The organism is Escherichia sp. MOD1-EC7011 (assembly GCF_002965005.1).
Lineage (GTDB): Bacteria > Pseudomonadota > Gammaproteobacteria > Enterobacterales > Enterobacteriaceae > Escherichia > Escherichia ruysiae.
The window spans coordinates 43955-65895 of sequence record NZ_PTRD01000046.1; the positions used below are offsets into that span (position 1 = coordinate 43955).

General features: G+C 52.1%; 18 protein-coding genes. 5 read left to right on the forward strand and 13 right to left on the reverse strand.

Annotation, left to right across the window (positions count from 1 at the left end):
• Positions 1–77 precede the first annotated feature (77 nt).
• Both ribD and nrdR read right to left on the reverse strand, forming a co-directional pair.
• Positions 78–1181: a bifunctional diaminohydroxyphosphoribosylaminopyrimidine deaminase/5-amino-6-(5-phosphoribosylamino)uracil reductase RibD gene (gene ribD, locus A7098_RS20315; protein ID WP_105281358.1), complete on the reverse strand. Its 1104-nt coding sequence runs from the start codon at positions 1179–1181 to the stop codon at positions 78–80.
• A gap of 3 nt (positions 1182–1184) precedes the next feature.
• On the reverse strand, positions 1185–1634 hold the full coding sequence (gene nrdR / locus A7098_RS20320) for a transcriptional regulator NrdR (protein ID WP_000543535.1): 450 nt from the start codon (positions 1632–1634) through the stop codon (positions 1185–1187).
• Positions 1635–1784: 150 nt separating this feature from the next.
• Between nrdR and A7098_RS20325 the strand changes: the two genes are divergently transcribed.
• Entirely contained in the window at positions 1785–2324 is a 540-nt protein-coding gene (locus A7098_RS20325) for a DUF3251 domain-containing protein (RefSeq protein ID WP_032224750.1), read from the forward strand.
• Between the two features lie 297 nt (positions 2325–2621).
• Complete coding sequence (gene tsx, locus A7098_RS20330) at positions 2622–3506, forward strand: nucleoside-specific channel-forming protein Tsx (RefSeq protein ID WP_010344683.1); 885 nt, start codon at positions 2622–2624, stop codon at positions 3504–3506.
• A gap of 37 nt (positions 3507–3543) precedes the next feature.
• Here the strand turns inward: tsx and yajD are convergent, their stop codons facing one another.
• From yajD to queA, 6 genes are all read right to left on the reverse strand, one after another.
• Entirely contained in the window at positions 3544–3891 is a 348-nt protein-coding gene (gene yajD / locus A7098_RS20335; RefSeq protein ID WP_000974807.1) for an HNH nuclease YajD, read from the reverse strand.
• 125 nt (positions 3892–4016) lie between these two features.
• Positions 4017–4988, reverse strand: a complete 972-nt coding sequence (gene secF, locus A7098_RS20340; protein WP_000046637.1) for a protein translocase subunit SecF — start codon at positions 4986–4988, stop codon at positions 4017–4019.
• A 10-nt stretch (positions 4989–4998) separates the two neighbouring features.
• Complete coding sequence (gene secD / locus A7098_RS20345; protein ID WP_000934830.1) at positions 4999–6846, reverse strand: protein translocase subunit SecD; 1848 nt, start codon at positions 6844–6846, stop codon at positions 4999–5001.
• 27 nt (positions 6847–6873) lie between these two features.
• Entirely contained in the window at positions 6874–7206 is a 333-nt protein-coding gene (gene yajC / locus A7098_RS20350) for a preprotein translocase subunit YajC (RefSeq protein WP_000007629.1), read from the reverse strand.
• 22 nt (positions 7207–7228) lie between these two features.
• Complete coding sequence (tgt, locus tag A7098_RS20355) at positions 7229–8356, reverse strand: tRNA guanosine(34) transglycosylase Tgt (RefSeq protein ID WP_000667317.1); 1128 nt, start codon at positions 8354–8356, stop codon at positions 7229–7231.
• A 54-nt stretch (positions 8357–8410) separates the two neighbouring features.
• Positions 8411–9481, reverse strand: coding sequence for a tRNA preQ1(34) S-adenosylmethionine ribosyltransferase-isomerase QueA (queA, locus tag A7098_RS20360; protein WP_016159202.1), 1071 nt, complete (start codon positions 9479–9481; stop codon positions 8411–8413).
• A 92-nt stretch (positions 9482–9573) separates the two neighbouring features.
• Between queA and acpH the strand changes: the two genes are divergently transcribed.
• Positions 9574–10155: an ACP phosphodiesterase gene (gene acpH, locus A7098_RS20365; RefSeq protein ID WP_001009861.1), complete on the forward strand. Its 582-nt coding sequence runs from the start codon at positions 9574–9576 to the stop codon at positions 10153–10155.
• Positions 10156–10159: 4 nt separating this feature from the next.
• Here acpH and malZ read toward each other — a convergent pair whose 3' ends face one another.
• The 5 genes from malZ to phoB form a co-directional block, all read right to left on the reverse strand.
• Positions 10160–11977: a maltodextrin glucosidase gene (gene malZ / locus A7098_RS20370; protein WP_176251506.1), complete on the reverse strand. Its 1818-nt coding sequence runs from the start codon at positions 11975–11977 to the stop codon at positions 10160–10162.
• 153 nt (positions 11978–12130) lie between these two features.
• The gene (gene proY, locus A7098_RS20375) at positions 12131–13504 is read right to left on the reverse strand and encodes a proline-specific permease ProY (protein WP_010344685.1); all 1374 of its coding nucleotides are present in this window, start codon (positions 13502–13504) and stop codon (positions 12131–12133) included.
• 76 nt (positions 13505–13580) lie between these two features.
• A complete protein-coding gene (gene brnQ, locus A7098_RS20380; protein WP_000149639.1) occupies positions 13581–14900 on the reverse strand; it encodes a branched-chain amino acid transporter carrier protein BrnQ in 1320 nt (439 codons plus the stop codon).
• 407 nt (positions 14901–15307) lie between these two features.
• Positions 15308–16603 carry a phosphate regulon sensor histidine kinase PhoR gene (gene phoR, locus A7098_RS20390; protein WP_000893608.1) on the reverse strand — a complete coding sequence of 432 codons (1296 nt, stop codon included), beginning with the start codon at positions 16601–16603 and terminating at the stop codon, positions 15308–15310.
• Between the two features lie 57 nt (positions 16604–16660).
• The gene (phoB, locus tag A7098_RS20395) at positions 16661–17350 is read right to left on the reverse strand and encodes a phosphate response regulator transcription factor PhoB (protein ID WP_000113933.1); all 690 of its coding nucleotides are present in this window, start codon (positions 17348–17350) and stop codon (positions 16661–16663) included.
• A gap of 189 nt (positions 17351–17539) precedes the next feature.
• On the opposite strand from phoB, the gene sbcD reads away from it, so the two are divergent.
• Positions 17540–18742: an exonuclease subunit SbcD gene (gene sbcD, locus A7098_RS20400; RefSeq protein WP_001221336.1), complete on the forward strand. Its 1203-nt coding sequence runs from the start codon at positions 17540–17542 to the stop codon at positions 18740–18742.
• Positions 18739–21882 carry an exonuclease subunit SbcC gene (gene sbcC / locus A7098_RS20405; protein WP_105281359.1) on the forward strand — a complete coding sequence of 1048 codons (3144 nt, stop codon included), beginning with the start codon at positions 18739–18741 and terminating at the stop codon, positions 21880–21882. Before sbcD ends, sbcC begins: the two co-directional genes overlap by 4 nt.
• The last annotated feature ends 59 nt before the right edge of the window (positions 21883–21941 follow it).

Below are 21941 nucleotides of genomic sequence, written 5' to 3' on the forward strand. Positions count from 1 at the left end.
GGGTTCGAGTATGGCCCCGCAGGGGGGCGGATTTTAGCATAATATTTCGTGCGCTGCTTCCCTTTCGAGCCGGGAGATCATGCACCCACTAAATGCAGGCAAACATCCGGGCCTACATGACGTATCTCTTTGAATTTAAATTGGGGGGCGTCAGCTAATTTCTCAAGCCCTGGCAGCGTACATAATCCACGGGCGTCGCTACCTAAAAGTTTAGGTGCGATATAGACAATCAGCTCATCGACTAAACCCGCCTGCAGCAGTGCGCCAGCGAGCGTTGACCCCGCCTCTACCCACACACTATTAATTTGTTGCTTGCCCAGTTGCATCATCAGCACAACCAAATCCAGATGACCTTTATGTTCCGGGATCAGCAAAGTGCGCACTGTTTCCGGCCACTCGCGGGTGTCATCCTGCGTTCGGGCAAACCAGGTCTCGCCTGGCTGCTGCACGATGCGGTGTTCCGGCGTCACGCGATTCTGACTGTCAATGACGATGCGTACCGGCTGGCGGAGATTTTGTTGCGGATAGAGCGCCTGAGTTTGTTCATCCAGTTCAGACCAACGCACCGTTAAGGCCGGATCGTCCGCCAGCACCGTGGCGCTACTGGTTAAAATGGCATGACTTTGCGCACGCAGACGTTGTACATCGCGCCGCGCCTGAGGCGAAGTGATCCACTGGCTCTCACCGCTCGCCATCGCCGTGCGACCATCAAGCGATGCGCCAAGTTTTAACTGGATATAAGGAAAGCCAGTGCGCATCCGCTTGAGAAAGCCTTTATTCAATTGCTCGGCTTCACTCATCATCAGCCCGTGGCTGACGTCAATGCCAGCCTGTTGCAGACGGTAAAGTCCACGTCCAGCGACCTGCGGGTTCGGATCCTGCATCGCAGCGACCACGCGCGCTACGCCAGCGGCGATGAGTGCGTCACAGCACGGCGGCGTTCGACCATGATGACTGCAAGGTTCGAGTGTGACATAGGCGGTCGCACCTTTGGCTTTTTCACCCGCCATACGCAACGCGTGTACTTCGGCATGTGGTTCACCCGCACGGTGATGGTAACCTTCGCCGACAATTTCACCATCTTTCACAATGACACACCCAACATTTGGGTTTGGGTGAGTAGTGAAACGTCCTCGTTGCGCCAGCTTTAGCGCCCGCGCCATGTAATACTCGTCCTGCACGGTTTAATCCTCCAGGCGCGCGATCTCTTCGCCAAATTCTTTGATATCTTCGAAACTGCGATAGACAGAGGCAAAACGGATATAGGCGACTTTATCGAGTTTTTTCAATTGTTCCATCACCAGATTGCCAATCATCTTGCTCGGCACTTCACGCTCACCGGTGGCACGTAGCTGTGACTTTATATGGTTGATCGCCATTTCGACGTCATCGGAACTTACCGGACGTTTTTCCAGCGCCCGCAACATTCCGCTGCGCAATTTCTCTTCATTAAACGGTTCACGCACGTCGTTGCTTTTTACAACGCGCGGCATAACCAGTTCCGCCACCTCAAAAGTGGTGAAACGTTCATTACACACCAGACACTGCCGACGGCGGCGTACAGATGAACCCTCGCCTACGAGACGAGAGTCAATAACCTTAGTGTCCACGGCGAAACAGAATGGGCAATGCATACGGCGTCCTGACCAGGTGGTTAACAGAAACCTATTTTACCCTGAACTGACGATACAACAAAGGCGCAACGCTTTTGAGATAAAGGAGCGATGTTTTCGCTGCTTTTACGCTCTACTATTAAGCTAATTGCGACAAGAAAGGGACGACCTATGAACACTAAAGTTATTCGACTATTCCTGCTGGGAAGCCTGTTCAGCTTAAGCGCCTGCGTACAGCAAAGCGAAGTACGCCAGATGAAACAAAGCGTCAGCACGCTGAATAAAGAGATGACGCAGCTCAATAAAGAAACCGTCAAAATCACTCAGCAAAACAGGCTGAATGAAAAATCCAGCAGTGGGGTTTACCTTCTGCCGGGCTCGAAAACAGCCGCACGTCTGGAAAGCCAGCTCGGCACCTTACGAATGTCGCTTATGGATATTGCGCCAAATGCAGAGGGCACTACGCTGACCTTACGGATTCAGGGCGAATCCAATGACCCTTTACCCGCATTCAGCGGAACCGTTGAATATGGACAAATTCAGGGAACAATAGATAACTTTCAGGAAATCAATGTGCAGAATCAATTGATTAATGCACCAGCAAGTCTCCTCGCGCCCAGCGATGTTGACATCCCACTACAGTTAAATGGCATCACGCCTGAACAATTAGGCTTTGTACGCATTCACGACATTCAGCCTGTTATGCAATAAACGTTTGGCGGGGTGTTTTGTGCGTCCCGCAACATCTTCCCCTATTATTTTGTTACTCCGCTTACATCACCCGGATTGATAGTAAAAGTTTGCAACAAGGGTGAAAGTCAGTACAATCCCCGCCCGAATATGTGTAAACGTGAACGCAATCGATTACGTAAATGATAGAACTGTGAAACGAAACATATTTTTGTGAGCAATGATTTTTATAATAGGCTCCTCTGTATACGTAATATTTAGAAACGCAATTTGCGCCTTTTTCACTCCCGCAAGGGATTTTCAAACAGTGGCATACATATGAAAAAAACATTACTGGCAGCCGGCGCGGTACTGGCGCTCTCTTCGTCTTTTACTGTCAACGCAGCTGAAAACGACAAACCGCAGTATCTCTCCGACTGGTGGCACCAGAGCGTTAACGTCGTAGGAAGTTATCACACCCGTTTCGGACCGCAGATCCGCAACGATACCTACCTGGAGTACGAAGCATTCGCTAAAAAAGACTGGTTCGACTTTTATGGTTATGCGGATGCGCCGGTATTCTTCGGCGGTAACTCCGATGCAAAAGGTATCTGGAACCACGGTTCTCCGCTGTTTATGGAAATCGAGCCGCGTTTCTCCATCGACAAGCTGACCAATACTGACCTTAGCTTCGGTCCGTTCAAAGAGTGGTACTTCGCGAACAACTATATTTACGACATGGGTCGTAATAAAGATGGTCGCCAGAGCACCTGGTACATGGGTCTGGGTACGGACATCGACACTGGCCTGCCGATGAGCCTGTCCTTGAACGTGTATGCGAAATACCAGTGGCAGAACTACGGTGCAGCGAACGAAAACGAGTGGGACGGTTACCGTTTCAAAGTTAAATACTTTGTGCCGATTACCGATCTGTGGGGCGGTCAGTTAAGCTACATCGGTTTCACCAACTTTGACTGGGGTTCCGATCTGGGTGATGACAGCGGTAACGCAATCAACGGTATTAAGACGCGTACCAATAACTCTATCGCTTCCAGCCATATTCTGGCTCTGAACTATGATCACTGGCACTACTCTGTCGTTGCTCGTTACTGGCACGACGGTGGTCAGTGGAACGACGATGCAGAGCTGAACTTCGGTAACGGCAACTTCAACGTTCGCTCTACCGGTTGGGGTGGTTACCTGGTGGTAGGTTACAACTTCTAATAGTTGAAATGCCGGATGCAACATCCGGCATTTTTTATCACTTCTTCTTATTCATCATCGCTTTTAAATCAGCGAAAGGGTTGTATTTCGCTTCACCGACATCTTTCTGCGCATCTTCCCCTGCGATAACCGTCGTACCATACTGATCCGCTTCGGTATATTTCGAATGCTCATGATCGTGGCAATACAGACACAACAATTCCCAGTTACTACCATCTTCCGGGTTATTGGTATGGTCATGATCAATGTGGTGAACGGTAAGCTCACGCAGGTTGGAGTAAACAAACTCACGGGAGCAACGTCCGCACACCCACGGATAGAGTTTCAGCGCCTTTTCGCGATAACCGTTTTCTAACCGCGCATAGTTTTTTGGGATGATAGCCATGAAAAGTTACCTGGATAAAATGTAGGGTTACGCGCAGTTTCCCAAGATGGGGAGATTTTCGCAATCACCTCATATAAAAAATCCCGATCTTCTGACCGGGATTTTCAACATCAACTGAAACTTGATTAAGGCAGAATTGACGGCTGATCCGCCCCTTCTTTTTCCACTTTCTGCTGCAGCATGTGCTCACGCTTCATGCCCAGTTTCAGAGCCAGCGCCGATGCAACATAGATGGAAGATGCCGTACCGATGGAAACACCGATAAGCATAGTCAGCGAGAAGCCTTCCAGCACCGGACCACCGAAGAGATACAGCATCAGGATAACCATCAAGGTAGTACCGGATGTGATCAAGGTACGGTGCAGCGTCTGGGTCAAGGACACGTTAAAGATTTCGTAAGGTGTACCGCGACGGATCTTGCGGAAGTTTTCACGAATACGGTCCGATACCACGATACTGTCGTTAAGCGAGTAACCGATGACCGACATCAGCGATGCCACAATGGTCAGGTCAATCTCGATATGGAATAACGACAAAATACCCAGCGTAATGATAACGTCGTGCGCCAGCGCGATAACGACCCCTGCCGCCAGTCGCCACTCAAAGCGGAAACCTACGTACACGAGGATAGACAGCAACGCCGCCATCAGCGCCATTGCGCCGGTTTGTGCAAGGTCTGCACCCACGCTCGGACCGACGAACTCAATACGCTTCACCGCCGCGTTCTGATTGGTGGATTCGTTAATCACCTTCAGAACCTGGCTGCCCAGCACCTGACCGCCGGTTTCACCTTCGGCAGGCGGCATACGAACCATGATGTCGTGGCTGCTACCAAAGTTTTGCAGCATCGGCTCTTCAAAACCCGCTTTTTGCAATGCATCACGCATTACGTCAATTTCAGCCGGTTTTTCGAGCGTAATTTCGATAACCGTACCACCGGTGAAATCCAGCCCCCAGTTAAAGCCGCGCACGCCCATAATGACGATCGCGGCGATTAACAGCAGACCAGAGATGCCAAAAGCCCAGTAGTCCCAGCGCATAAAGTCATAGACTTTACGGCCGTGGTTTAGTTGTTCAACAGTATATTCCTGTGCCACATCGCACTCCTCAGATTGACAGCTTCTTGACGCGCTTGCCGCCATATAGCAGGTTTACGATGGCACGCGTACCAACAATCGCGGTAAACATCGACGTTGCCACACCGATACCGGTAGTAATCGCGAACCCTTTAATTGCCCCGGTTCCCACTGCGTACAGGATGATGACTTTAATCAGCGTGGTGATGTTCGCATCAAAGATGGAACTGAATGCACCGCGATAACCTTCATCAATTGCCTGCTGAACAGTACGCCCGTTGCTCAACTCTTCTTTAATACGTTCGTTGATCAGTACGTTCGCATCGACCGCCACCGCAAGGGTTAAGACGATACCCGCGATACCTGGCATACTCAGCGTTGCGCCTGGCAACAGTGACATAATACCGACGATCAAGATCAGGTTGGCAACCAGAGCACTGGTCGCAATCAGACCAAACTTCTTATAGAAGAGGATCATGAACAGAATAGAAACCAGCAGGCCAGCCAGACACGCTTCCAGCCCCTGTTCAATGTTCTGCATACCCAGAGTCGGGCCAATGGTACGTTCTTCAACAATCTGAATTGGCGCGATCAATGCACCAGCACGCAGCAGCAGTGACAGCTGGCGGGCTTCGTTCGGGTTGTTGATGCCGGTGATACGGAAGCTATTGCCCAGACGAGACTGGATATTAGCGATGTTAATCACCTCTTCCTGTTTCACCAGTACCGCACGACCGTTTGCATCTTTCTTACCGCTGTCTTTGTACTCCACAAACAGGGTCGCCATCGGTTTACCGATGTTGTCCTTCGTGAAGTTAGACATGATGTTGCCACCTGCGCTGTCGAGCGAGATGTTAACCTGCGGTTGGTTGTATTCGTCCTGGCTGGAAGTGGAGTCGGTGATATGGTCACCGGTCAGGATCACGCGTTTGTACAGCACAACCGGCTGACCTTCGCGGGTCTGTTTCACTTCAGAGTCACCCGGTACGCGGCCAGACGCGGCAGCGGCCTGGTCAACGTTGGTGTTTACCAGACGGAATTCCAGCGTTGCCGTCGCGCCCAGAATCTCTTTCGCGCGAGCGGTATCCTGGATACCTGGCAGTTCAACAACGATACGGTCAGCGCCCTGGCGCTGTACCACCGGCTCAGCAACACCAAGCTGGTTTACACGGTTACGCAGAATGTTGATGTTCTGCTGCACCGCATATTCACGCGCTTCGCTCAGACGTGCATCGCTCATTACCGCACGCAGCTGGTTGCTGCCCTGACTGCTAATCACCAGATCAGGATGACGCTTGCTCAGATACGCAATGGCTTCATCACGCGCATTAGAGTCACGGAAGGTGATGCTCAGGCCGTAGTTGTTTTCTTTACGAACGGTGGTATATGGGATGCCTTTTTCACGCAGGTCGCTGCGCAGGCTATCGATATTTTGTTCCTGGAGCTTGCCAAGCGCGGTGTCCATATCCACTTCCATCAGGAAGTGAACGCCGCCACGCAGGTCAAGACCGAGCTTCATCGGCTCAGCGTGAATAGCTGCCAGCCAGCGCGGCGTTGCCGGGGCAAGGTTAAGCGCCACGACGTATTTGTCACCCATAACGCCCATTAATGCTTCACGAGCGCGCAGTTGGGTGTCAGTGGAGTCGAAGCGCGCAAGAATAGCGCCCTCTTCCAGTGCCACAGACTTAGCAGTTATTTTTTCTTCTTGTAACGTTTTCTGGACCTGGATCAGCGTTTGCTCACTGGCGGCGACTCCGCGCGCACCAGTGATCTGAACAGCCGGATCCTCACCAAACAGGTTGGGAAGCGCATACAGCAGACCGATGACAATCACCACGATCAGCATGACGTACTTCCACAAAGGATAACGGTTTAACACGGCAATTCCCTTAGGGAAAAATTTGAATTACAGCGCCTTCATGGTGCCTTTCGGCAGAACGGCAGCTACGAAGTCACGTTTAATAACTACTTCAGTGGTGTCATTCAGCGCGATAGCAATGTAGCCGTTTTCCGCTACTTTGGTTACGCGACCAACCAGGCCACCGTTCGTCAGAACTTCATCACCTTTAGCAATGGAGTCCATCAGCTTTTTGTGTTCTTTGGTGCGCTTCTGCTGTGGGCGCAGGATCATGAAATAGAAAATCAGACCAAATACCACCAGCATCAAAATCAAAGACATCGGGCTACCTTGTGCCGGAGCACCCGTTGCCGCTACCGCATCAGAAATAAAAAAGCTCATTAAATTTCCCTCATTATTAATATTAATCAACGTTCAAAGGTGGTACTTCTCGCCCCTGACGCTGGTAAAAATCAGCTACGAAGCTCTCTAATTTACCCTCTTCAATAGCCTTGCGTAAACCCGCCATCAAACGCTGGTAGTAACGAAGGTTATGAATGGTGTTGAGTCGCGCGCCTAATATTTCGTTGCAACGGTCGAGATGATGCAAGTAGGCACGTGAATAATTGCGACAGGTGTAGCAATCACACTCAGGATCGAGCGGCCCTGTGTCGCTCTTATACTTCGCATTGCGGATTTTCACCACGCCATCGGTCACGAACAGATGACCGTTACGCGCATTACGTGTTGGCATTACGCAGTCAAACATATCGATACCGCGACGCACGCCTTCAACCAGATCTTCCGGTTTACCCACGCCCATCAGGTAACGCGGTTTGTCTGCCGGAATTTGCGGGCACACATGCTCCAGAATGCGGTGCATATCTGCTTTCGGCTCACCCACAGCCAGACCGCCGACAGCGTAGCCATCAAAACCGATATCTACCAGACCTTTAACAGAAATATCACGTAAATCTTCGTAAACGCTGCCCTGAATGATACCAAACAGCGCATTTTTGTTTCCGAGACTGTCAAAACGCTCACGGCTACGCTTCGCCCAACGCAGAGACATCTCCATCGAACGTTTTGCGTAATCCCAGTCAGCAGGATACGGCGTACACTCGTCAAAAATCATGACGATATCTGAACCAAGATCGTACTGAATCTCCATCGATTTTTCAGGATCGAGGAAAATCGGATCGCCGTTGATCGGGTTACGGAAGTGTACGCCCTGTTCGGTGATTTTACGGATATCGCCAAGGCTGAAGACCTGGAAACCACCGGAATCGGTGAGGATTGGGCCTTTCCATTGCATGAAATCGTGCAGATCGCCATGCAACTTCATGATTTCCTGACCTGGGCGCAACCACAGGTGAAAGGTGTTACCAAGGATAATCTGTGCGCCGGTCGCTTCAACTTCTTCCGGCGTCATCCCTTTTACAGTGCCGTAGGTGCCAACAGGCATAAAACAAGGCGTTTCCACTACGCCACGATCGAAAACCAGGCGACCACGGCGTGCGCGACCGTCGGTGGTATCCAGTTCAAATTTCATTTTTTCTCCACTACGTCAGAAAAACAGTCCAACGTTTAAACCAGCGCCGCAGAATTACTCCCCGACGCGCTCATTAATTGCCTGCGGATTGTACGTGATAAACATCGCATCACCGTAACTAAAAAAGCGATATTTCTCTTCTACCGCCGCTTTATAGGCATTCATCGTGTGTTGATAACCGGCAAATGCCGAAACCAGCATAATCAGCGTCGACTCTGGCAGGTGGAAGTTAGTCACCAGCGCATCGACCACTTTGTACTGGAAGCCCGGATAGATAAAGATTTGGGTATCGTCAAAGAACGGTTCGATGAGATCGTTTTTCGCCGCCTGCGCTGCGCTCTCCAGAGAGCGTACAGAGGTTGTGCCAACCGCAATCACCCGATTTCCGCGCGCTTTCGCTGCCAGCACCGCATCAACCACCTCCTGCGGCACTTCAGCGTATTCCGAGTGCATGATGTGATCTTCAATAGTGTCGACGCGCACCGGCTGGAAAGTACCCGCGCCAACGTGCAAGGTCACAAATGCCATCTCCACGCCTTTGGCACGCAATTTTTCAAGCAAAGGTTCGTCAAAATGCAGTCCGGCGGTCGGCGCGGCTACCGCGCCCGGTTTTTCGCTATAAACCGTTTGATAAAGTTCGCGGTCGGCATCTTCGTCCGGACGGTCGATGTACGGCGGCAACGGCATATGACCGATGCTGTTGAGAATATCCAACACCGAACGATCATCATTAAATTCGACTTCAAACAATGCGCCGTGGCGGGCTGTCATTGTTGCTTTAATGCTTTCGTCATCGCCCAGCAGAAGTTCAGCGCCCGGCTTTGGTGCTTTCGAAGCGCGAATATGCGCAAGAATGCGTTTGTCGTCGAGCATCCGCTCAACCAGCACTTCAATCTTGCCGCCGCTGGCTTTACGCCCAAACAGGCGTGCCGGGATCACGCGGGTATTGTTAAAAACCAGAAGATCGCCGGGGTTGAGCTTATCGAGTAAATCGGTGAAAGTACCGTGCGTCAGCGCGCCCGTTGGCCCGTCCAGCGACAGTAAACGACAGCTACTGCGTTCAGGCATGGGATAGTGGGCAATCAGGGATTCGGGCAATTCAAAGGAGAAATCGGTAACGCGCATGACACTGACTCAGACTAAAATAAGAGGCGGGTAGTCTAGTGCCGGGGCGCTCTCCCTGCAACCTTTACCCCCCTTTGGATAGAATATAATCGATGAATTTTTTAGCTCACCTGCATTTAGCCCATCTCGCTGAAAGCTCGCTTTCTGGCAACTTACTGGCAGATTTCGTTCGCGGAAACCCCGATGAAATTTATCCACCCGACGTCGTGGCTGGTATTCATATGCATCGGCGAATCGACGTATTAACCGACAACCTGCCGGAAGTCCGCGAAGCGCGGGAGTGGTTTCGTAGTGAAACCCGCCGGGTTGCGCCTATCACTCTGGATGTCATGTGGGATCATTTTCTTTCCCGCCACTGGTCGCAGCTGTCACCCAATTTTCCGCTAGAGGAATTTGTCTGTTATGCCCGCGAACAAGTGATCACTATTCTGCCGGACTCACCGCCACGCTTTATCAATCTGAACAACTACTTATGGTCAGAGCAGTGGCTGGTGCGCTATCGCGATATGGATTTCATCCAGAGCGTGTTAAACGGTATGGCTAGCCGTCGCCCACGCCTGGATGCCCTGCGTGACTCCTGGTACGATTTAGACGCCCATTACGATGCCCTTGAAACCCGCTTCTGGCAGTTTTATCCCCGGATGATGGCGCAGGCGTCGCGCAAGGCGTTATAAGACGTTAATTCATCCACACCGTCGCCGATATCGCAGGCAATGTCAAAATGCCATCCGCCAGTTGCCCGTGACCTTCTTTACGTTGCCATTGCGCGACATTAAGCAACGGCGATGCGGGCAGCACTACTTCACAGGCGTCGCCACGGTTGATCGCCACCAGCACATGCTGCTGATTTAGCACGCGCACAAACACCACCACGTTATCTTCCGCGTACAGCACCTGACAGCCACCGCGACGCAGTGCCTGACTCTTCTTACGCAGCGCAATCATTCGCTGGTACAGCGAAAATAGCTCAGCATCTTGTTTTTCCGGCTGCCACGGGAATGGCTTACGGCAAAATGGATCGTTATTGCCATCCAGCCCCACTTCATCACCGTAATAAATACAGGGCACGCCAGGCCAGGTGAGCAGCCAGACCACCGCCAGCGGCAGGCGCGCAACATCCCGACCGAGCAAGGTTTTAAATCGCGCAGTATCGTGGCTATCGAGCTGATTAAACATACGCAATTGCTGTTGATGAGAAAGGCCGGCGCGGTAATTATCCATCCAGGCCATACAGGTTTGGGCATCAATCTGCTGCGGATCGTAAGAGATGTCGGTATTGGCGAGAAATCCCCACAACGGGAATGTGAAGCCGCGATAGTTCATGGCAGCATCTTCCACATCTGCCTGTAGCCATTGTCGTGCATCGCCAAAATGCTCGCCAACAATATAGGCTTCCGGCAGGGTTTCTTTCGCCGCTTCGGTGATCCCGGCGACGTGCTGCAAATTATTACGCGCGCCGCCCGCTTCCCCCAGCATATGCACCACATCCAGCCGCCAACCGTCCATATTCCACGGTGCTTTCAGCCAGTGGCGGACAATGCTGTCTTCGCCGCGATAAATTTCATTCACCAGACTTTCCGATTGATAATCCAGCTTCGGCAGGCTGGCATAGCCCAGCCAGTCGAGCGCCGTGCCATCATCGCTAAACGAGTACCAATCACGCCAGGGCGATTCGGGGTTGTGACAAGCACCACCCGTCCCGCGATTGTGCCTGTCAAACCAGGCATGGGAATCACCACTGTGGTTAAACACACCGTCCAGTACCAACCGCATTCCCTGTTGCTGTGTATTGTGGCGTAAGCGCAGCAATGCCCCGTCGCCGCCAAACTGCGGGTCAACGTGGCGATAATCTTCGGTATCGTATTTATGCACGCTGGGAGCTTTGAACACCGGATTGAGATACAGCGCCGTCACGCCGAGTTTTTTCAGATACGGCAGTTTTTCGCTGATACCGTCCAGATCTCCGCCATAGAACGTTGATCCGCCCGCCTGCGCCGTAACCGGCTCATTCCAGTCACGCAATATGATCTCTTGTCCGGCTGCGTGATGGTAATAGACATGATCCTGCCCGGCTTCGCGTGGCAAGCTACGGGCAAAACGATCCGGGAAGATCTGATAAAAAATCTGGTCTGCGGCCCATTGTGGCCCAATATCTGGTACATCAACAGCAAACTGTTCCAGCCGCGCTGGCGGTATTTGGCTAAGACCTTGCGGCGAAAACCATCGCTGGCGATCGTGCCACAGCAATTTGAAGCTATAGCGCCGCCGAGGTTGTCCGGTGGAGAGATCGACAGCCGCCCGCCATGCCGTTACGCCCGGCTGTGGCTGACTGCGCAGTTTGTACATCGGTACTGACGTTTCTTCGTTATCGTTTTCCGTGCGCAGCATAATGCGCTGCGGCGGTTCTTCACCCGTCAACCACAGTGTAATAAGCAGTTGATCTTTGCTTTGCTTAACAAATGGGGGCACCGGCAGGTGCCATGTATTCAACATTATAATTCCCCTGTGATGAAAATCTGATCACATTGCCATAGCCTACTGCAGGATCACTCATCGTCTGAAGGATATTTGGGGGAGGAGGTCGGGGGCGGATAACTTTCGGAATAACCGGTTCAGGCTCTACCCTGAACCGGCTTACAAACGTGGGAATTAGTGGTTTTCAGCCAACTGGCGGTCATGGCGGCGTTTAAACATCCAGCCAATCAACAGCAGAACAATCCACGCGAAACCAACGTACAGAGAGATTCGCGTTTCAGGGTGATAACCGATCAGTCCGATGATAAAGACCAGGAAAATCAGCCCCGCGATAGTCGTTGCCACCCCGCCAGGCACTTTGAATTTCAGCGCCTTAACTTCTTCTGGCGGTAGGCGGCGACGGAAGGCAATCTGCGACAACAAAATCATAATCCACACCCACACCGTGGCAAAAGTTGCCAGCGAAGCGATCACCAGGAAGACGTTTTCCGGCATGATGTAGTTCAGATACACCGCAAACAGTAGCGCAGTGGTCATCACCAGCACAGTTACCCACGGAATACCGCGACGCGAGGTTTTACTGAAGATTTTCGGTGCGCTGCCCTGCTCTGCCATGCCGTGCAGCATACGACCTACGCCAAACACGTCACTGTTAATTGCCGACAGCGAAGCGGTCAGCACAACAAAGTTAAGAATGCTGGCGGCAAAGGTAATCCCCATATGCTGGAACGTCAGCACGAACGGGCTACCGGCAGTGCCAACCTGATTCCAAGGGTAAATAGACATAATGACGAACAGCGTACCGACATAGAACACCAGAATACGCATCGGCACTGAGTTAATCGCGCGCGGAATGGATTTCTCTGGCTCTTTCGCTTCCCCGGCGGTAATCCCGATAATTTCGATCCCACCATAGGCAAACATCACCATTTGTAACGACATCACCATGCCAAGCCAGCCGTTACTGAAGAAGCCGCCGTTGCTCCACAGGTTATGGATACCCGTCGGTTGCCCACCGTTGCCAATCCCCCAAATGATGATGCCGAAACCGGCGACAATCATGATGATAATGGTGGCAACTTTAAAGAACGAGAACCAGAACTCCAGCTCGCCGAACACTTTCACGCTCATCAGGTTGATGGCGCAAATGATTAACACCACACTCAGCACCCAAATCCAGTGTGGTACTGTCGGGAACCAGACGCCCATATAGATACCGAAAGCGGTCACATCGGCAATGGCGACAATAAGGATTTCAAAGCAGTAGGTCCAGCCGGTGATATAACCTGCCAGCGGCCCCAGGTTTTCCTGCGCATAACGCGAGAAAGAGCTGGCAGCCGGGTTATGTACCGACATTTCCCCCAGCGCACGCATAATGATATATGCCGCGACACCACCAATAATATAGGCCAACAACACGCTCGGACCGGCCATTTTGATGGCGTCTGCCGAACCGTAAAACAGCCCGGTGCCGATTGCTGACCCCAGTGCCATAAAGCGTATGTGTCGGGTACTTAGCCCACGCTTTAGCTTGTTCTTACTTTCCATCAATTCCTAACCCATCAACACAATAAAAAAACCACGGGGCATCGCAGCCCCGTGGTTAAAACAAATTATCAGTGATTTAGTGGGCGCTGGAGGTCACCTGACGACCTGCCGCGCGATCCCAGATAATGGCCAGAACCACCATCACCACTGTTGGCATTAACCACGCCAGACCTTGTTCGGCCAGCGGTAAACGCTGCGCCCAGGACGGTAAGATATCGCTGAATGCAGATGCTTTGATCCCGTCGAGAATACCAAAAAGCAGGCTGATAAACATCGGCGGAGCAATCACGCGGGACGAATTATGCCACCATGAGCGTGTAAAACTTAATACAACCAGTGCGATACACGGCGGATAAATGGCGGTCAGCACCGGCACAGAGATCTGAATCAACTGACTCAAACCAAGGTTAGACACCACCATCGAGAAGCCGCCGAGGATAAACACCAGCGTACGGTAAGAGAGCGGTACGTACTGGGCGAAAAATTCTGCACAAGCACAGGTCAGGCCAACTGCCGTTACCAGGCAAGCGATGAAGATTAACGCCGCCAGCAGGAAGCTACCGCCGCCGCCAAAGGTGTGTTGAACATAAGCGTGCAGAATAGCCGCACCGTTTGCTGACTGATCAACCAGCGACGCACTATCTGACCCCAGACGGAACAGCGCCAGGTAAAGCAGAGTCAGACCGACACCCGCCATCAGGCCAGCCCAGACGGTATAACGGGTCAGCAGACGCGCTTCGGTAACGCCACGAGAACGCGCCGCGTTAACAATAACGATACCAAACACCATTGCGCCCAGCGTATCCATTGTCAGATAGCCGTTGACGAAGCCGTTAGAAAACGCAGCGTTTTGATAAGCCTCAGTCGCCGTGCTGATAGAACCCGCAGGCCAGACAATCGCGGCGACAGACAGGATGACCAGCGCGATAATTTTCAGCGGCGCAAGGAAGTTGCCCACGGTATCCAGCAGCTTGCCCGGATAGAGCGAAACCAGAATAACGATAGCGAAATAGACCAGGCTGTAGATAAACAGCGGCAGCGCGGAGTCACCCGTCAGCGGCGCAATCCCCACTTCAAAGGAGACGGTGGCTGTACGCGGCGTGGCGAACAGCGGCCCCACAGCCAGGTAGCAAACCGTTGCCAGCAGTACGCCAGCGACTTTACCGATTGGCGTGCTCAGGCTGTCAACACCGCCGCCAACTTTCGCCAGCGCCACTACCGTTAATACCGGCAGACCAACGGCAGTAATGAGGAAGCCGAATGCCGCAGTCCAGACGTGTTCGCCTGCCTGCAAGCCGACCATTGGAGGGAAAATAATGTTACCTGCGCCGACGAACAACGCAAATGTCATAAAGCCCAGAGCGATGATATCGCGCGATCTTAATTGATGGGTCATAAATCATACTGCCTGTGGATGTGGTGTTGTAACGTTAAATTTTTGTGCCAATCCCTGGGGATGATACAGCGGTATATTTAAACAATTTTAGCGGGAAATACTCCCAACCAGGCGCGGCGAAGAATAGTTTTTCGATTTACCGCGTGAATGCAGTCAGTATGACAGCACCTGAAGCGCAATTTAAACGCTTATAACGTTTTAAAGCAAGAAGGGATCTAAAAACCAGAGGGATATAACGATAAGAAATCACCAACCAGTATAAAACACTATTTCCGTGAAAAAGATATGGCTTATCATGCGAACAAAAAATCACCAGCCGTTGTAAAAATTTAGCGTCCATCTTTTGACTGCAAAGAAAAAAAGCCAGCATCGGCTGGCTTATGGCAACAAAAAATGACAAAGGCAGATTAATTGCTGTTTTTGGCAATTAAACGTTCCGGCAGAACAAAACTGAAACGCGTACCTTTGCCCACCGTACTGTCAATATTCAGGCGGCTTTCGTGGTGATTTACCGCATGTTTAACAATTGCTAACCCCAGTCCGCTACCGCCTGTTTGTCGGGAACGCGCTTTGTCTACACGATAAAAACGCTCGGTCAGGCGCGGAATATGCTCCGGTGCGATGCCCGGCCCGTTATCTTCAACGCTAAATTCGGCACCGTGCGGCACTCGCTGCCAGCGTACCGTGATATGTGTGCCTTCTGGCGTGTGATTCACAGCGTTATAGACCAGGTTCGAAATCGCACTGCGTAGCTGATCTTCATTGCCAGACACTTTGAGGTCGTTATCTATTTCAAAGGTAAATGTCTGTTTTTTCTGGCTCAGAGTCTGAGCTTCGCGCTCAACAACACGCAGCATCATCGGCACATCAACCTTTTCATTGAGCAACTGCGTCGGTGCGGCTTCGATTTTCGACAGTGTCAGTAACTGCTTCACCAGCCCTTCCATCCGCTGAGTCTGCTCGCGCATGGTGTGCAACGCTTTTTCGCGAACCGCGCCTTCCAGCGGTTGCTCATCCATCATCTCCAGGTAACCCTGTAACACCGTCAACGGCGTGCGTAACTCATGGCTTACGTTGGCAAAAAAGTTACGCCGCGCCCCTTCCAGTTGATGCATTTGCGTGACATCACGCGCCACCATCAGCAACTGTTTATGGGTATAAGGCATGACGCGAATTTCCAGATGCCGCCCGGTGTTGAGCACCAGATTGAGCGGGCGAGAAAAATCACGCGTTTTCAAATATTGCGTAAACTCCGGGTAACGCAGCAGGTTAAGGATGTTCTGCCCGTTATCTTCCGGCCAGCGCAGGCCAAGAATCTGTTGCGCCAGTCCGTTACACCAGAAAATACCGCCCTCTTCCGTGGTCAGCACCACCGCATCGGGCAGCGACTCCGCGCCACTACGAAAGCGTTTAATCAGATTGCCCAGCTCGCGGCGGCGTTTTTTATTTCGCAGCTGCATCTGGTGTAAGCCATATAGTAGCGGTTCCCAGCTACCACGCCCCGGTGGCGGCGTCATACTGCGATCAACCCACAGCCACCATGAAAGGCGCAATAAATTCCAGAAATGCCAGATAAGCAGTCCTGTTACCGATGCCAGCAAAAACCAGGGCAGGTAACCAAAAAATGCACCCAGGATGAAAGCCGGGAGGCAGCAAAGTAGCAGCTCCAGCACCAGCCTTTTCCACGACAGCCGTTCCAGCACGTAAGATACTCCAGTTATGAAATCATAAGCCCTGCTCTGCGTCCGATGAGCAAGGCGTTAAAAGCGGGTTGAAAAACGATATCCTGTACCGCGCACGGTCTGCACCATGCGGTCATGCCCGCCGGGCTCCAGTGCTTTACGCAGGCGACGAATGTGGACATCGACCGTGCGGTCTTCTACATACACGTTGGTTCCCCAGACGTGGTTTAATAGCTGCTCGCGGCTGTACACGCGCTCAGGATGCGTCATAAAAAAGTGCAGCAATTTAAATTCTGTCGGCCCCATCTCCAGCGGCTCTTCGCCCGCCATCACCCGGTGAGATGTCGGATCCAGACTTAGCCCCTGCATCTCGATCACCTCTTCCACCGCCATTGGCGAAATACGGCGCATTACCGCTTTGATTCGCGCCACCAGCTCCTTCGGCGAAAACGGCTTGGTGATATAGTCGTCCGCACCGGTTTCAAGACCACGCACGCGATCTTCTTCTTCCCCTCTGGCGGTCAACATCACCACTGGAATATCCCGGGTCATCGACTCGCGCTTAAGGTGTTTGATGAACTGGATACCCGAGCCGCCGGGTAACATCCAGTCGAGGAGAATCAAATCCGGCCAGGGTTCATTCAGTTGATTCACAGCACTGTCATAATCTTCCGCTTCGACCGGCTGAAAGCCATTTTGTTCGAGCACGAAGCAGACCATTTCGCGAATTGGAGCTTCATCTTCTACGACCAGAATACGTCTCGCCATGATTTGCCCTGTTGTAATAAATAGGTTGCGATCATTAATGCGACGCCATTATGCGTCAGATTTATGACAGATTTATGAAAAGCACGTCGCACATATCTTCAGGTTATTGATTTCCGTGGCGCAGAAAAAAGCAAATGACACATCTGTTTGGGTATAATCGCGCCCATGCTTTTTCGCCAGAGAATCGTTATGCGCATCCTTCACACCTCAGACTGGCATCTCGGCCAGAACTTCTACAGTAAAAGCCGCGAAGCTGAACACCAGGCTTTTCTTGACTGGCTGCTGGAGACAGCACAAACCCATCAGGTGGATGCGATTATTGTTGCCGGTGATGTTTTCGATACCGGCTCGCCGCCCAGTTACGCCCGCACGTTATACAATCGTTTTGTTGTCAATTTACAGCAAACTGGCTGTCATCTGGTGGTACTGGCGGGAAACCATGACTCGGTCGCCACGTTGAATGAATCGCGCGATATCATGGCGTTCCTCAATACTACTGTGGTCGCCAGCGCCGGACATGCGCCGCAAATCTTGCCTCGTCGCGACGGGACGCCAGGCGCAGTGCTGTGTCCCATTCCTTTTTTACGCCCGCGTGACATTATTACCAGCCAGGCGGGACTTAACGGCATGGAAAAACAGCAACATTTGCTGGCAGCGATCACCGATTATTATCAACAACACTATGCAGATGCCTGCAAGCTGCGCGGCAATCAACCTCTTCCCATCATCGCCACGGGGCATTTAACGACTGTGGGTGCCAGTAAAAGTGACGCCGTGCGTGACATTTATATTGGCACGCTGGACGCATTTCCGGCACAAAACTTTCCGCCAGCCGACTACATCGCGCTTGGACATATTCACCGCGCGCAAATTATTGGCGGCATGGAACATGTTCGCTATTGCGGATCCCCCATCCCACTGAGTTTTGATGAGTGCGGCAAGAGTAAATATGTCCATCTGGTAACTTTTTCAAACGGCAAATTAGAGAGCGTGGAAAACCTGAACGTACCGGTAACACAACCGATGGCGGTGCTGAAAGGCGATTTGGCGTCGATTACCGAACAGCTTGAACAATGGCGCGATGTGCCACAGGAGCCACCTGTCTGGCTGGATATTGAAATCACTACCGATGAGTATCTGCATGATATTCAGCGCAAAATCCAGGCATTAACCGAATCACTGCCTGTCGAAGTATTGCTGGTACGCCGGAGTCGTGAACAGCGCGAGCGTGTGTTAGCCAGCCAACGGCGTGAAACCCTCAGCGAACTTAGCGTCGAAGATGTTTTTAATCGCCGTCTGGCACTGGAAGAACTTGATGAATCGCAGCATCAACGCTTGCAACATCTTTTCGCCACGACATTGCAGACCCTCGCCGGAGAACACGAAGCATGAAAATTCTCAGCCTGCGCCTGAAAAACCTGAACTCATTAAAAGGCGAATGGAAGATTGATTTCACCCGCGAACCGTTTGCCAGCAACGGGCTGTTTGCGATTACCGGCCCGACTGGCGCGGGGAAAACCACTCTGCTCGACGCCATCTGCCTGGCGCTGTATCACGAGACTCCGCGTCTCTCCAACGTTTCACAATCGCAAAATGATCTGATGACCCGCGATACCGCCGAATGTCTGGCGGAAGTGGAATTTGAAGTGAAAGGTGAAGCGTACCGCGCGTTCTGGAGCCAAAATCGGGCACGTAACCAGCCGGACGGTAATTTGCAGGTGCCGCGCGTAGAGCTGGCGCGCTGTGCAGACGGCAAAATCCTCGCTGATAAAGTGAAAGATAAGCTGGAAATGACAGCGACGTTAACCGGGCTGGATTACGGGCGTTTCACCCGTTCGATGCTGCTTTCGCAGGGACAATTTGCTGCCTTCCTGAATGCCAAACCCAAAGAACGCGCGGAATTGCTCGAGGAGTTAACCGGCACCGAAATTTACGGTCAAATCTCCGCGATGGTCTTTGAACAGCATAAATCGGCCCGTACTGAGCTGGAGAAACTGCAAGCGCAGGCCAGCGGTGTCGCATTATTAGCACCAGAGCAAGTGCAATCGCTGACAGAAAGTTTGCAGGTACTCACTGATGAAGAAAAACAGTTACTCGTCACACAGCAGCAAGAACAACAATCGCTTAACTGGTTAACGCGTCTGGATGAATTGCAAAAAGACGCCAGCCGCCGTCAGCAGGCACTGCAACAGGCGTTAGCCGAGGAAGAAAAAGCGCAACCTCAACTGGCGGCGCTCAGTCTGGCACAACCGGCACGAAATCTTCGTCCGCACTGGGAACACATCGCAGAACACACTGCGGCACTAACGCATACTCGTCAGCAGATTGAAGAAGTAAATACTCGCTTACAGCGCACAATGGCGCTTCGCGCAAATATTCGTCACCACGCGGCGAAGCAGTCAGCAGAATTACAGCAGCAGCAACAAAGCCTGAATACCTGGTTACAGGAACACGACCGCTTCCGTCAGTGGAACAACGAACTGGCGGGTTGGCGTGCGCAGTTCTCCCAACAAACCAGCGATCGCGAGCATCTGCGGCAATGGCAGCAACAGTTAACCCATGCTGAGCAAAAACTTAATGCGCTTGCGGCGATCACGTTGACGTTAACCGCCGATGAAGTTGCTACCGCCCTGGCGCAACATGCTGAGCAACGCCCACTGCGTCAGCACCTGGTCGCGCTGCATGGGCAGATTGTTCCCCAACAAAAACGTCTGGCGCAGTTAATGGTCACTATCCAGAATGTCACTCTGGAACAGACGCAACGTAATGCCGCACTTAACGAAATGCGCCAGCGTTATAAAGAAAAGACGCAGCAACTTGCCGATGTGAAAACCATTTGCGAGCAGGAAGCGCGCATTAAAACGCTGGAAGCCCAGCGCGCGCAGTTACAGGCGGGTCAGCCTTGCCCACTTTGTGGTTCCACCAGCCACCCAGCGGTCGAGGCGTATCAGGCGCTGGAGCCTGGTGTTAATCAGTCTCGATTACTGGCGCTGGAAAACGAAGTTAAAAAGCTCGGTGAAGAAGGTGCGACGCTACGTGGGCAACTGGACGCCTTAACAAAGCAGCTTCAGCGTGATGAAAACGAAGCGCAAAGCCTCCGACAAGATGAGCAAGCACTTACTCAACAATGGCAAGCCGTCACGGCCAGCCTCAATATCACCTTGCAGCCACAGGACGATATTCAACCGTGGCTAGATGCACAAGATGAGCACGAACGCCAGCTGCGGTTACTCAGCCAACGACATGAATTACAAGGGCAGATTGCCGCGCATAATCAGCAAATTATCCAGTATCAACAGCAAATTGAACAACGCCAGCAGCAGCTCTTAACGGCATTGGCCGGTTATGCACTGACATTGCCACAGGAAGATGAAGAAGAGAGCTGGTTGGCGACACGTCAGCAAGAAGCGCAGAGCTGGCAACATCGCCAGAACGAATTAACCGCGCTGCAAAACCGTATTCAGCAGCTGACGCCGATTCTGGACACATTGCCGCAAAATGATGAACTGCCACACAGCGAAGCTACTGTGACGCTGGAAAACTGGCGGCAAGTTCATGAGCAATGTCTCGCGTTGCAAAGCCAGCGGCAAACCTTGCAGCAACAAGAGGTTTTGGCGGCGCAAGGTCTGCAAAAAGCCCAGACACAGTTTGACACCGCGCTACAGGCCAGCGTCTTTGACGATCAGCAGGCGTTCCTTGCGGCGCTAATGGATGAACAGACACTAACGCAACTGGAACAGCTCAAGCAGAATCTGGAAAACCAGCGTCGTCAGGCGCAAACGCTGGCCACTCAAACAGCAGAAACGCTGGCACAGCATCAGCAACACCGACCTGACGAGTTAGTTCTCACTGTGACGGTGGAGCAGATTCAACAAGAGTTAGCGCAAACTAACCAAAAGTTGCGTGCAAACACCACGAGTCAAGGCGAAATTCGCCAGCAGTTGAAGCAGGATGCAGACAACCGTCAGCAACAACAAACCTTAATGCAGCAAATTGCCCAGACAACACAGCAGGTTGAAGACTGGGGTTATCTCAATTCGCTAATAGGTTCCAAAGAGGGCGACAAATTCCGCAAGTTTGCCCAGGGGCTGACGCTGGATAATTTAGTTCATCTCGCTAACCAGCAACTTACCCGCCTGCACGGGCGCTATTTGTTACAGCGTAAAACCAGCGAGGCGCTGGAAGTCGAGGTTGTCGATACCTGGCAGGCAGATGCAGTACGCGATACCCGAACGCTTTCCGGCGGAGAGAGTTTTCTCGTCAGTCTGGCACTGGCGCTGGCGCTTTCGGATCTGGTCAGCCATAAAACGCGCATTGACTCGTTATTCCTCGATGAAGGTTTCGGCACGCTGGATAGCGAAACGCTGGATACCGCCCTTGATGCGCTGGATGCCCTGAACGCCAGTGGTAAAACTATCGGCGTGATTAGCCACGTTGAAGCGATGAAAGAGCGTATTCCGGTGCAGATCAAAGTGAAGAAGATCAACGGCCTGGGCTACAGCAAACTGGACAACACGTTTGCGGTGAAATAACTATTCAGCAGGATAATGAATACAGAAGGGCGAATTATCTCTTGGCCTCGCTGGTCGTT